Source organism: Pseudomaricurvus sp. HS19 (assembly GCF_009857815.1).
Classification (GTDB): domain Bacteria; phylum Pseudomonadota; class Gammaproteobacteria; order Pseudomonadales; family Cellvibrionaceae; genus Pseudomaricurvus.
In genome coordinates this window covers 690,183-703,341 of the sequence record NZ_WVVW01000001.1, presented here as the reverse complement: position 1 = coordinate 703,341, position 13,159 = coordinate 690,183, and the positions used below count along the sequence as shown (strand labels likewise).

Annotated in this window: 9 protein-coding genes; 4 read left to right on the top strand and 5 right to left on the bottom strand. The window is 55.5% G+C overall.

Annotation, left to right across the window (positions count from 1 at the left end; genetic code table 11):
- Nucleotides 1–115: 115 nt before the first annotated feature.
- Genes GSF27_RS03090 through GSF27_RS03075 form a run of 4 tightly spaced genes read left to right on the top strand, consistent with a single transcriptional unit; the run spans nucleotide 116 to nucleotide 5,688 of the window.
- A complete protein-coding gene (locus GSF27_RS03090) occupies nucleotides 116–1,960 on the top strand; it encodes an extracellular solute-binding protein (RefSeq protein ID WP_160965597.1) in 1,845 nt (614 codons plus the stop codon).
- A 3-nt stretch (nucleotides 1,961–1,963) separates the two neighbouring features.
- Nucleotides 1,964–3,043 (top strand): microcin C ABC transporter permease YejB, encoded by a 1,080-nt coding sequence (locus GSF27_RS03085; protein WP_160965595.1) that lies wholly within the window; start codon nucleotides 1,964–1,966, stop codon nucleotides 3,041–3,043.
- Between the two features lie 6 nt (nucleotides 3,044–3,049).
- Nucleotides 3,050–4,084, top strand: coding sequence for an ABC transporter permease (locus tag GSF27_RS03080; RefSeq protein WP_160965593.1), 1,035 nt, complete (start codon nucleotides 3,050–3,052; stop codon nucleotides 4,082–4,084).
- Between the two features lie 5 nt (nucleotides 4,085–4,089).
- Nucleotides 4,090–5,688 (top strand): ABC transporter ATP-binding protein, encoded by a 1,599-nt coding sequence (locus GSF27_RS03075; RefSeq protein ID WP_160965591.1) that lies wholly within the window; start codon nucleotides 4,090–4,092, stop codon nucleotides 5,686–5,688.
- A 102-nt stretch (nucleotides 5,689–5,790) separates the two neighbouring features.
- Here the strand turns inward: GSF27_RS03075 and GSF27_RS03070 are convergent, their stop codons facing one another.
- The 5 genes from GSF27_RS03070 to clpP all read right to left on the bottom strand — a co-directional run bounded on the left by GSF27_RS03070 (nucleotide 5,791) and on the right by clpP (nucleotide 13,082).
- Nucleotides 5,791–7,665, bottom strand: coding sequence for a SurA N-terminal domain-containing protein (locus GSF27_RS03070; protein ID WP_160965589.1), 1,875 nt, complete (start codon nucleotides 7,663–7,665; stop codon nucleotides 5,791–5,793).
- A 132-nt stretch (nucleotides 7,666–7,797) separates the two neighbouring features.
- A complete protein-coding gene (locus tag GSF27_RS03065) occupies nucleotides 7,798–8,070 on the bottom strand; it encodes an HU family DNA-binding protein (RefSeq protein ID WP_160965587.1) in 273 nt (90 codons plus the stop codon).
- A 247-nt stretch (nucleotides 8,071–8,317) separates the two neighbouring features.
- Nucleotides 8,318–10,714 (bottom strand): endopeptidase La, encoded by a 2,397-nt coding sequence (lon, locus tag GSF27_RS03060; protein ID WP_160965585.1) that lies wholly within the window; start codon nucleotides 10,712–10,714, stop codon nucleotides 8,318–8,320.
- A 185-nt stretch (nucleotides 10,715–10,899) separates the two neighbouring features.
- On the bottom strand, nucleotides 10,900–12,207 hold the full coding sequence (clpX, locus tag GSF27_RS03055; RefSeq protein ID WP_160965583.1) for an ATP-dependent Clp protease ATP-binding subunit ClpX: 1,308 nt from the start codon (nucleotides 12,205–12,207) through the stop codon (nucleotides 10,900–10,902).
- A gap of 239 nt (nucleotides 12,208–12,446) precedes the next feature.
- The gene (gene clpP, locus GSF27_RS03050) at nucleotides 12,447–13,082 is read right to left on the bottom strand and encodes an ATP-dependent Clp endopeptidase proteolytic subunit ClpP (RefSeq protein WP_160965581.1); all 636 of its coding nucleotides are present in this window, start codon (nucleotides 13,080–13,082) and stop codon (nucleotides 12,447–12,449) included.
- Nucleotides 13,083–13,159 lie beyond the last annotated feature (77 nt).

The following is a 13,159-nucleotide window of genomic DNA, read 5'->3' as shown; positions in this document are numbered from 1 at the left end:
CTCCCGCTCAACCAATGCGCTCCCTTTACACCTTGGCCGCTTGGAATCAGGGATATAAATCCGTAACCTTGAGTCATATTGGCTGCCAACACGAGCAACCTGACATGGAATATATATGGGTCGATACCAACACTGCAGAACACTTCTGACACTGCTCCTCTGCCTGCTGTACACCATCGGTGCCGCTGCCTCTGACCCCTCCTCCAGGATTATTCGCGCTCATGCCATCGCTATGCATGACGAGCCAAAGTATGGCCCCGGATTCCGCCGTTTCGCTTACACATCGCCGGACGCCATTAAAGGGGGGCAATTGCGCCTCTACGCCATGGGCACTTACGACAGCCTTAATCCGTACATCGCCAAGGGCACTCCGGCAGACGAGCTGGGTCTTATCTATGACAGCCTCACCGTCGCCTCCGCCGATGAGCCCTATACCCAATACGGTTTGCTGGCGAAGAGCATGGAGTATCCGGAAGATCGCTCCTGGATTATCTTTCAGATCGACCCCAAAGCTCGCTGGCACGATGGCGAGGCGGTAACCGCAGCGGATGTGGTCTTCAGTTTTCATCTGTTGATGGAGAAAGGAAATCCCTTTTACAGTTTCTACTACTCCGACGTGGAGAAGGTGGAAGTGGTGGATCGGCTGCGGGTGCGCTTCCGCTTCAAGCCCGGCTCCAGTCGCGAAATGGTTATGATTGCCGGGCAGCTGCCGGTGTTACCCAAGCACTTTTGGGAAAGCCGGGATTTTTCCCGCTCTAGCCTCGAAGTTCCTCTGGGAAGCGGCCCTTACCGCATTGTCTCCACCGATCCCGGCCGTTCGATACGCTACGAGCACGTGGAAAACTACTGGGCGGAAGACAACCCGACCCGTAAGGGGTTGTTTAATTTCCGCAGCATCAGCGTCGATTACTATCGGGATGAGGATGTGGCACTGGAGGCCTTCAAGGCAGGCGAATACGACTTCCGTTACGAGCGTGTCTCCAAGTTGTGGGCAACAGCCTATGACATACCAGCAGTGCGCAACGGCACCATGATTCGTGAGGAGATTCCACACAGTAACCCGGCCGGCATGCAAGCGTTCGCCCTCAACCTGAGAAACCCCCTGTTTCAGGATCGCCAATTACGCATGGCGATGGAGTTGGCGTTTGATTTTGAGTGGACCAACCGCAACCTTTTCTATGGTGCCTATAAGCGCAGCGCCAGTTATTTTTCCAACTCCTTCCTCGCCTCCTCCGGCCTGCCAACAGAGGAGGAGCTGAACCTGCTGGAGCCCTATCGCGACCAATTGCCGCCCGAGGTCTTCACCGAACCCTATAGTCCCCCGGTCTCTTCCGGCAATGACAACAATCGCAGCAACTTGCGCAAAGCCAAGCAACTGCTGGATAACGCCGGTTATTACGTAAAGAAAGATCAGCTGTATACGCCGGAGGGCACACCGGTGCGCTTCGAATTCATGCTCTACGATCCCTCGTTCAAACGTATCACCAACCCGTTCGTGAAAAACCTGGCGCGTCTTGGCATACAGACAAACGTACGCGTAGTGGATGCATCGCAGTACATCAATCGCCAGCGCAGCTTTGATTACGACATCATGACCCTGGTGATCCAGCAGTCGCTGAATCCCGGCTTTGAACAGAGGGATTACTGGGACTCCCGCTCTGCCGCCGTAGCCGGCAGTCGCAACTTTATGGGCATCGCCAACCCGGTAGTGGACGCCTTGGTGGCCAAGGTGATCAGTGCCCACTCCGAAGCGGAACTGGTTACTGCCACACATGCCCTCGACCGGGTACTGCTACACATGCACTACGTGATTCCCCATTGGCACATCGACCGCCACCGTATTGCCTACTGGAACAAATTTTCCCGGCCGCAGGTTTCGCCCAGCTACGATTACCGTTATGAAACCGGCCTCATGACCTGGTGGCAGTCCAGTACCACCCCGCGACCAAAGGATCATTAATAGATGGGCACATACATTCTGCGGCGCCTGTTGCTGATAATCCCGACCTTGCTGGGCATCATGGTGATCAATTTTCTGATTGTGCAGTCAGCACCCGGCGGCCCCGTTGAACAGATGATTTTCCAGCTGGAGGGACACGGTACCGCCGGCGTCAACACGCGACTGGGAGGCTCCGGCGGCGAAACTGCCAGCTCAGGCTCACCCTACCGTGGGGCCCAAGGGCTGCCCCCGGAGGTGATCGCCAAAATTGAAGCACTCTACGGCTTTGACAAGCCACCCCTGGAGCGCTTTACCGATATGCTAACCCGTTACGCGCAATTTGATTTTGGCGAGAGCTTTTTCCGCAACCAATCGGTTTGGCAGCTAATCCTGGACAAGATGCCGGTCTCTGTTTCATTGGGCTTATGGAGCACCATCATCATCTACCTGGTCTCCATTCCCCTGGGGATTCGCAAAGCGGTGCGCCATGGCTCGGCGTTTGATGTGTGGAGCAGCAGCATCATCATTGCAGGCTACGCGATCCCGGGCTTCCTGTTCGCCATTATCCTGATTGTGTTCTTTGCCGGCGGCAGTTACTTCGACTGGTTTCCGTTGCGCGGACTCACGTCCGATAACTTCCAGGAACTAAGTCTGGCAGGCAAGATCGCTGATTATTTCTGGCACCTGGCGCTCCCCTTGCTGGCCTACACCATCGGCGGTTTTGCCACCCTCACCATGCTGACCAAGAACTCCTTTCTCGACGAGATTAACCGCCAGTACGTGCAGACAGCGCGGGCTAAAGGCCTGAGCGAATCCCAGGTGCTCTATGGCCACGTTTTCCGTAACGCCATGCTGATTATCATCTCCGGTTTTCCTGCTGCATTTGTGGGTATCTTCTTTACCGGCTCCCTGCTGATTGAGGTGATCTTTTCACTGGATGGCATCGGGCTGCTGGGCTTCCAGGCGGTACAGACACGGGACTACCCGGTTATTTTCGGCACCTTGTACATATTTACGTTGATCGGCTTGCTGGTGAAGTTAATGTCCGACGTGGTCTATGTTCTGGTGGATCCCCGTATCCATTTCGAAGCGCAGGGGAAATAACACCGCATGAGCAATTTTACCCTGAGCCCTGTTAACCAGCGCCGCTGGAAAACCTTTCTTCGCAACCGACGGGCTCGCTGGAGCCTGATACTGTTCGTGGTATTGTTCAGCGTGTCATTGATCGCCGAGTTTATCGCCAATGACAAGCCACTGTTGGTGCATTTCAGTGACGACTTCTATTTCCCGGTATTGCAGCACTATCCCGAAACTACCTTTGGCGGTGACTTCGATACCGAAGCGGACTACAGCGACCCCTATGTGGTAGACCTGATTAACAGCCGCGGCTGGATGCTATGGCCCATGGTTCATTTCAGCTACGACACCCACGTGGCCGATCTGTCCCAGCCGGCGCCCTCCCCTCCGGACAGCCGCAACTGGCTGGGTACTGACGACCAGGCACGGGATGTGTTTGCGCGCGTTCTCTACGGATTCCGCCTCTCCATACTGTTTGCGTTGGTGCTAACCGCTGGCAGCTGTGTAATGGGCGTCGCTGTCGGCGCCGTGCAGGGTTATTTCGGCGGCCGTATCGACCTTCTGGGGCAGCGTTTCCTGGAAATCTGGGGCGGGCTGCCGGTGCTGTTCCTGCTGATCATAATGGCCAACATTGTGACCCCCAATTTCTGGTGGCTGCTGGGCATTATGCTTCTGTTCAGCTGGACCTCACTGGTGGATGTAGTTCGGGCCGAATTCCTCCGTGGCCGTAACCTCGAATACGTTCGCGCTGCCAAAGCCCTCGGGGTTGGCAACGCCACCATCATGTGGCGACACATTCTCCCCAATGCGATGGTGGCCACCATGACCCTGACGCCGTTCCTCATTACCGGCGCCATCACCACCCTCACCTCACTGGATTTTCTCGGCTTCGGTATGCCCCCCGGATCACCATCACTGGGTGAGCTTGTTGCTCAGGGCAAGAGTAACCTGCAGGCCCCCTGGCTGGCCCTTACCGCCTTCACCGTGCTGTCACTGATGCTGACACTGCTGGTGTTTATCGGTGAAGGCATACGCGACGCTTTCGACCCACGACTTGTGCAAGGCTGATCCCCATGAATGAACAACAGGCACTGCTGCAAGTCACCGATTTGAGTGTGGCGTTTCGTCAGGGAGAGAGTACTCACCTGGTGGTGGACAAGGTCTCATTCAGCATCGACAGGGGCGAAACCCTGGCACTGGTGGGCGAATCAGGCTCCGGCAAATCGGTCACCGCCTACGCTATCATGCGCCTGCTGCCCTACCCCATGGCGTTCCACCCCAGCGGCGAAGTGCACTTCGACGGGCAAGCATTGCTTAACCTCAGCCAGGAGAAGATGCGTCGCTTGCGAGGTTCCCGCATTGGCATGATTTTCCAGGAACCGATGACAGCACTTAACCCGCTGCACACGGTGGAAAAGCAGATCAGCGAAGTCATCATGCAGCACCGGGGTATCTCCCGCTCAGCAGCCCGCCCACTGGTGCTCTCACTACTAGAGCAGGTGCAGATACAGGAGCCGGCTTCGCGACTGAGCGCTTATCCCCATGAATTGTCCGGTGGACAGCGGCAGCGTGTAATGATTGCCATGGCGCTGGCCAACGAGCCGGAACTGCTTATTGCCGACGAACCAACCACTGCACTGGATGTTACCGTGCAGCGGGAGATCCTGGACCTGCTACGCCAGATTCAGGCCGATCGCCAATTGGCTATGCTGCTGATTACCCATGATCTCGGCGTGGTGCGCCACATGGCCCAACGCGTGGCTGTCATGCGCCACGGAAAGCTGCTGGAAACCGCCGATTGCGCCGGGTTGTTTGCGGCACCCGCTCATGAATACACGCGCATGCTGATCAACAGCGACGCCAAAGGGCACGCCGTGGAAATTGCGCCTGACTCCCAGGTTATCCTGCACACCAGGGACCTCAGCGTGAACTTTCCCCTGCAGAAGAACTTTTGGGGCAAAACCCGTCGCTGGTTACAAGCAGTGCGAGGCGCAAACCTGCAGCTGCGGCGCGGCGAGACCCTGGGGATTGTTGGTGAGAGCGGTTCCGGTAAATCCACGCTGGCACAGGCCATACTGCGCCTGATAAACAGCAACGGCGAGATTCACTACGGCCAGAATCAACTGCAGCTGATGAGTAACGCGCTTATGCGCCCGTTACGCGCACGCCTGCAAATCGTCTTTCAGGATCCGTTTGCCAGCCTCTCACCTCGCATGACTGTCGAAGAGATTATCCAGGAGGGGCTGCTGGTTCACAGCCAGATGTCACCACAGGAGCGCGTGGAGGCGGTGAAATCGGTCATGCAGGAGGTCGGGATGAACCCCTCAGACCGCCATCGCTACCCTCACGAGTTTTCCGGCGGGCAACGCCAGCGAATCGCCATTGCCCGAGCCATTATTCTCAACCCTGAGATACTGGTTCTGGACGAGCCCACTTCAGCACTGGATAAGGCGGTGCAGGCACAGGTGATCGATCTGCTGAAATCGTTGCAGCGTGAACGGCAGCTCAGTTACCTGTTTATCAGTCACGACCTGAAAGTCGTGCGCGCCATCAGTCACCAGATCCTGGTTATGAAAAACGGCGAGATTGTTGAGGCCGGTAGCGCCGCACAGGTGCTCTCCGAACCACAAGAAGAGTACACCCGCACCCTGTTGGCTGCGAGCTTTGCCTGACCCATGCTGCCCGGGCGCGTGGGCTGCGACTGCCGCCAGACGAAGGAGAACAAAAAAGCCCGGCACTGGCCGGGCTTTTTATGGCATTGCAAACCGTAGCTATCAGTAGATCTCTACATCGGCTCTGGACTGCAGCGCATTCTGGAACAACACCATATCGACATTGCCCATCTCCTGCGCGAACCGCTGCTGCAGGGCGACCATCTCCTCGGCTGTGAAATCCAGTAACTGCCCTGGTTTGACCACGGTCAGCTGGATTACCACAGTGTCGCCATTGTCCAGTGTTACCTGACTGGTGACTGCCGAGTCGGTAGCTGGCTTTGGCAGCTCGAATACGTGCTGCAACAGCCCGGGATCCGCCTCTACTGAATTACGAGCCACTTCCGGGTGAGCCTGCCACTGCAACCCCTGGGCTTCGGCAGTGTCTTGTACGCCGGAACCCTGCTGCAGTTTGGCGATCAGGTCTGCAGCTTCAGCGGCATGGGCTACTTCGACCTTCTGGCGGGTCAGCAGGTCGGCAATCTCGGTCTGTACCTCTTCCAGAGGCTTAACCTGTGCCGGTATATGCTGTTTCAGTTTCACCACCACAACGTGGCTGTCACCGACCTCAATGACATCACTGGCAACACCTTCCTGCAGCACTTCATCGCTGAAAACCACCCCAAGCACCTGATTGTTGGAGAGCACACCCTCACCACCGCGGCGATCAAACAGCTCCGACTCCTTGGCTTCCACACCGAGTGTACCCGCTGCGTCGACCAGGCTGGCGGCGTTGTAGGTGGCATCAGGCAGCTCATTGAGCAATTCGGCGTAAACCGATTCTGCAGCCGCCCTGGCCAGAGTGTCGCGAATGCGCTCCTCGGCCTCCTCAAACGTTGGCGGCTCGCTACTTTGCACGTTCAGCAGTTTAATGAAATGCGTGCCGGCATCCGTTTCGACCGGACCGGATACCTGTCCGACCTCCAGGTTGGCAGCGGCGGTCTCGAACGCCTCCGGAAAGCTGGTGCCGTCGGTCATACCCAGGTCACCACCAAAGTCGCGGGAACCCGCATCTTCGGAAAGCTCTTTCACCACTTGTTCGAACGACTCACCGGCGTCCAGACGTTTCTGCACCGCGGCAATCTTGTCTGAGGCTTCATCACTGGGCTCGATCAGGATATGGGCAACATGGCGTTGAACCTGCTTCTCAAAATTAGCCACTTCCGCATCGTACTGGGCTTTGACATCCGCCGGATCCACCGGGGTGTTGGCGGCAAGGTCATCCAGGCTCAGCTCGATATACTCAACAGAAACCTGCTCGGGGGCCATAAAACGGCCACCGTTTGCACTGTAATAGTCGTTGATCTCCCCGGCAGAGACCTCAGTATGTTCTGCTGCAGGTTCGTACGGCAAGGTAATGGTATAGAAGCTGCGCTGTTGTTGGGTCAAGGCGGCCAGGTGATACAGCTCGGCTTCGGCTGCCAGGCTGCTGCTGACAATACCGCTACCCAGCTGGCTAACGATGACGTCTTCGCGCAGCTGTGCCTTATATGAGGCCGGGGTATAGCCCATGGCTCCAAGCAGCTGGGTGAAACGCTGTGGGCTGAAGCTGCCGTTCTCCTGAAAAGGGACGGTTTGGACAATATTCTTGTCCAGTTCGGCATTGGAAATGGTCAAACCGCCCTTTTCCGCGGCCTGTCGCAGCAGCTCCCGCTGTACCAGACGGTTAAGCACCGGCTCGCGCAGCGCTTCTTCACTGAGCAATTCCGGTGGCGCCTGGTCGCCGAAGCGCTCCAGTAATTGCTGTTTCTGCAAACGCACTGCCCTTAGCAGTTGCAGTTCGGAAATCTGGGTGTCATTGACCTCAGCAGCGTTACCGGTACTGCTGTCTTGCATGAAAAGAGAATCGACACCAAATAAAACGAACGGAATGGCCATAAGGCCGACAATTAGGATCGCAAAGGTGCCTTTGAGGTTATCCCTGAGTGCCTGCAGCATAGATTACCTTTGGCTGGTTTGAATACGCGTTATCGTGTTAGTAAAAAGGCGCATCTGTGAAGATACGCCTTTTTTCGGAGAAGCGCCCTTTTGTTGCGGGCGCTTATGCGCTGAACCTGAATCGGTAACCGATCAGTTAACAGCGTCCTTCAGAGCCTTACCAGGCTTGAAGCTTGGAATCTTGGCTGCTGCAATTTCAATCGGCTGGCCAGTCTGTGGGTTACGGCCGGTACGAGCGGCGCGCTCTTTCACAGAAAAGGTACCAAAACCTACCAACACTACCTGATCGTCAGACTTCAGGGCACCGGTGATGGCATCAACCATGGCATCAACGGCACGACCTGCAGCTGCTTTAGGAATGTCGGCAGAAGCGGCAACCGCTTCAATCAGTTCAGATTTATTCACAAAAAACCCCTTGTTATTCGGATGAATTCAGTTGTTCCTTCAGGGAAATATTTCGAAAGGAGGCAATCTCTTTTGCTGCCTCTACGCCCGCTCGCTGCAAGGAAAGACGTTTTATACCAACTGCGTTTGGGGCGGTCAAGGCAAGTTTGCGGCAATTAAAAGAAGGCATTTCACACTGTTTAAATTACAGGCAACGTGCCGGTTTTCCGCACCAGCACAAGGCACTGGTGCAGGAAAACCGGGGCGTTTAGTGGGTGCTGATACGAGGGTTGGAACTGCCTTCGGTCTGCGCCTTTGCCTCCAGCGCCCGGTACTCCTCATCGGAGTATGGGGTCGGCATATGCTGCAGAGCCACCTCCAGAACTTCATCAATCCATTTGACCGGTATGATGGTCAGATCCGCCTTGATGTTGTCAGGAATGTCCTTCAGGTCACGCTCGTTTTCGTAGGGGATCAATACGGTTTTAATTCCACCCCGGTGGGCCGCCAGCAGCTTCTCCTTGAGACCACCAATTCGCAACACCTGGCCACGCAGGGTGATTTCACCGGTCATAGCCACGTCCGCCCGTACCGGAATATTGGTCAGCACCGATACCAATGTAGTACACATCGCAATACCGGCACTGGGCCCATCTTTTGGTGTGGCACCTTCAGGAACGTGAATATGAATATCGTGGTTGTCGATAAAGTCCGGTGCGATACCCAGCCCCTGGGACCGTGAGCGTACCACTGTCAACGCGGCCTGGATGGACTCCTGCATGACGTCACCCAGGGAGCCGGTCTTGATGATTCGCCCCTTGCCTTTGACAGCAGAGGACTCAATGGTCAGCAGCTCGCCACCCACCTGCGTCCAGGCCAGGCCAGTCACCTGCCCTACCTGGTTCTCCTCTTCGGCGACGCCGTAATCAAACTTGCGCACGCCGAGATAATCTTCAAGCTGGTCGGCGGTTACCCTGTCCACCTTGATACTGGCATCTTTTACATGCCGGGTGACAATTTTGCGGCAAAGCTTGGCAATTTCGCGGTCAAGGCCACGAACTCCAGCTTCACGGGTGTAGTAACGGATAATGCCCAGGATTGCGTCCTGATCAACGGTCAACTCCTGATTCTTGAGGCCGTTGTTCTTCATCTGCTTGGGTAACAGGTAACGCAGGGCAATATTAAGCTTCTCGTCTTCCGTATAACCCGGGATACGGATCACTTCCATACGATCCAGCAGCGGACCGGGAATGTTCATGGAGTTGGAGGTACAGATAAACATCACCTCGGAGAGGTCGTAGTCGACCTCAAGATAGTGGTCGTTAAAGGTGTTGTTCTGCTCCGGGTCGAGCACTTCCAGCAGAGCCGAGGCCGGGTCCCCACGGTTATCCATGCCCATTTTGTCGATTTCATCCAGCAGGAAAAGCGGGTTTTTCACGCCCACCTTGGACATCTTCTGGATCAGTTTGCCGGGCAGAGAGCCAATGTAGGTGCGACGGTGACCACGGATCTCCGCTTCGTCCCGAACGCCACCCAGAGCCATACGGATAAATTCCCGATTGGTGGCACGGGCAATGGACTCGCCCAGTGATGTTTTACCGACACCGGGAGGACCTACCAGGCACAGGACTGGACCTTTGAGCTTCTTGACCCGTTTCTGCACCGCAAGGTATTCAAGAATCCGCTCTTTTACCTCTTCAAGACCGTAATGATCGGCTTCGAGCACAGATTCTGCGCGAGCCAAATCGTGGCGCACTTTACTGCGCTTGGACCAGGGCACACTGACCATCCAGTCGATGTAGGCACGCACAACGGAGGCTTCGGCCGACATCGGTGACATCATTTTCAACTTGGAGAGTTCGGCGCGTGTCTTGCGCTCGGCTTCCTGCGGCATTTTGGCGCCGGCAATTTTCTGCTCGAGCTCTTCCAGCTCGTTGGGCTCTTCGGTGATTTCGCCCAGCTCTTTCTGAATGGCCTTCATCTGCTCATTCAGGTAGTACTCGCGCTGGCTCTTTTCCATCTGTTTTTTGACGCGGCCGCGGATACGCTTCTCAACCTGGAACAGGTCGATTTCTGCAGCCATCAGGCCCAACAGGTGTTCGAGACGATCTCGGATATCGATCATCTCCAGAATTGCCTGCTTCTGCTCCAGGTCGAGGCTCATGTGCGCGGCAATGGTATCGGCCAACCGACCCGGCTCATCAATGCCGGAGAGCGACGTCATCACTTCGGTGGGCACTTTCTTGCTCAGATTCACATACTGTTCGAACTGCGACATCGCGGAACGAACCAGAGCTTCCGCTTCTGACGCTGGCACTTCGGCACTGTCCAGCACATCGATTTCGGCCCGGAAATAACCTTCCTCTTCTTCGACAGCTGTCACACGTGCCCGGTCGCCACCTTCAACCAGCACCTTAACGGTACCGTCGGGAAGCTTGAGCAACTGCAAAATGGTAGAGACAGTACCGATCTCGTAGAGATCACTCTCAGTGGGATCGTCGTCAGAGGCATTACGTTGCGCCAACAGCAGCACCTGCTTGTCTGCTGCCATGGCCTTTTCGAGTGCTTCTATGGATTTCTTACGGCCGACGAACAGTGGGATAACCATGTGGGGGTACACAACCACATCGCGCAACGGCAACAAGGGGATATCAAAATTGCTCATGTCTGCCTTTCCTGATTCCACAAATCAAAATTCTCAGAAGGTGGGCGCGCAAGGGCCCACTTACACAATGGGGGCAATGTTGCAGAAATACAACGACCCCCAGGATAAATACACAAAAAAAGGGGCTCAATGAGCCCCTTCCTGTTCAGATGCTGTTCGATCTGTCTGGTGTTCCAGCGGATCGATCAATCTTCCGGAGCCACTTTTTGCTGGGGCGGAGCCAGCTCGGCCTCGCTGGTTTCGTACACCAGTAATGGCTCGGACTCACCGTTAATGACAGACTCGTCCACGACAACCTTGGAGACGCTGTCTTCCGAAGGAATGCGATACATGGTGTCGAGCAAAACAGACTCCATGATGGAGCGCAGTCCGCGCGCGCCGGTCTTGCGCTCCATTGCCTTGCGGGCGACGGCTTCCAGCGCATCTTTGCGGAAGTCCACTTCGACGCCTTCCATCTCGAACAGCTTGCCATACTGCTTGGTAAGCGCATTCTTCGGTTCGGTCAGGATGCGCACCAGCGCCTCAAGGTCCAGCTCCTCCAGAGTGGCAATAACCGGCAGACGCCCGACAAACTCGGGAATCAGGCCATACTTCACCAGGTCTTCAGGCTCGAGCTCTTTAAAGGTCTCGCCGACATCTTTGCCCGCCTGCTTGCTTTTAACCTGAGCACTGAAACCGATGCCACTTTTCTCGGAGCGATCACGAATAACTTTGTCCAGCCCGGCAAATGCACCGCCACAAATGAACAGAATGTTGGAGGTGTCCACTTGCAGGAATTCCTGCTGCGGATGCTTGCGTCCACCCTGAGGAGGTACCGAGGCAACGGTGCCCTCAATGAGTTTCAGCAGTGCCTGCTGCACACCCTCACCACTGACATCCCGGGTAATTGATGGGTTGTCGGATTTGCGGGAAATCTTGTCGATTTCATCGATATAGACGATGCCCTGCTGGGCTTTCTCCACATCGTAATCGCACTTTTGCAGCAGTTTCTGGATGATGTTCTCGACGTCCTCACCCACGTAACCGGCTTCGGTCAGGGTGGTGGCATCTGCAATGGTGAAAGGCACGTTCAGCAAGCGTGCAAGGGTCTCTGCCAGCAGTGTCTTACCACTACCGGTTGGACCAACCATGAGGATGTTGCTCTTGCCGAGCTCGACCTCATCCTTGTCCTTTTTACGCTCGCCAAAACGCAGACGTTTGTAGTGGTTGTAAACCGCAACTGCCAGCACTTTCTTGGCACGTTGCTGCCCAATCACATACTCATCAAGGATTTTGGCTATCTCGGCAGGTGTAGGAAGGCGCTCACTGGCACCCTCTGCAGCGCTCTCCTGAATTTCTTCGCGGATGATGTCGTTGCAGAGATCCACACACTCATCACAGATAAAGACCGAGGGGCCGGCTATCAGCTTGCGAACTTCATGCTGGCTCTTGCCGCAGAATGAACAATACAGCAGTTTGCCGTTGTCTTCCCCAGTGTCTTTGCTATCGGTCATTAAACCTCTCCGTAAAACCAACTATCAGCACCACATCAGCTTTTACAATGCTGTCAATGGCTTCATATTTCAAGTCGTAGCGACCAAAGTCCATGGTGAATGGCGCATTAGCCGCCGTGATAATCGCTAAAAGCTTTAAAGCCTTGCAGGTTTATAACCGGCAGCTATTGCCGCCGATCAACTGGCCCTGTCAGTTTAGCCAAATCTGCATGGCCGTGCTGATCTTATTTGAGCGGTTCTCAGCCTCCCCTCTTCTCCAGTACCTCGTCCACCAGGCCGTAGTCTCTGGACTCGTAAGCACTCATGAAATTGTCACGTTCGGTATCGCGGGCGATCTGTTCAACGTCCTTGCCGCAGTGGCCGGCCATGATCTCGTTCAGGCGCTGACGCATCTTGAGGATTTCCTGGGCATGGATGTGAATGTCGGAAGCCTGGCCCTGGGCACCACCACTTGGTTGGTGAATCATCGTGCGGGCATTAGGCAGGCAGTAGCGCTTGCCCTTGGCGCCGGCGCTGAGCAAAAACGCGCCCATGCTGCAGGCCTGGCCAATACACATGGTACTGACGTCTGGCTTGATGAATTGCATGGTGTCGTAAATAGAGAGACCCGCAGTTACAGATCCGCCGGGGGAGTTAATATAAAGATGGATGTCTTTGTCAGGGTTTTCAGCTTCGAGGAACAGCAGCTGTGCAACCACCAGGTTGGCCATGTGATCTTCAACAGTGCCGACCAGAAAAATAACACGCTCCTTCAGGAGGCGGGAGTAAATATCAAAAGAGCGTTCACCGCGGGCGGTCTGTTCGATAACCATTGGCACAAGGCCGCCGGCGCCGCGAATGTCGAGATTGGGAGGGGTAAAGTCGAATGTTGCCATGGGATTTATCAGTTCCTTAGTCTACAAGCTCCAGGAAACCCACAGGGGAATTTCTCCACTGCTACCTATGCTTCGAG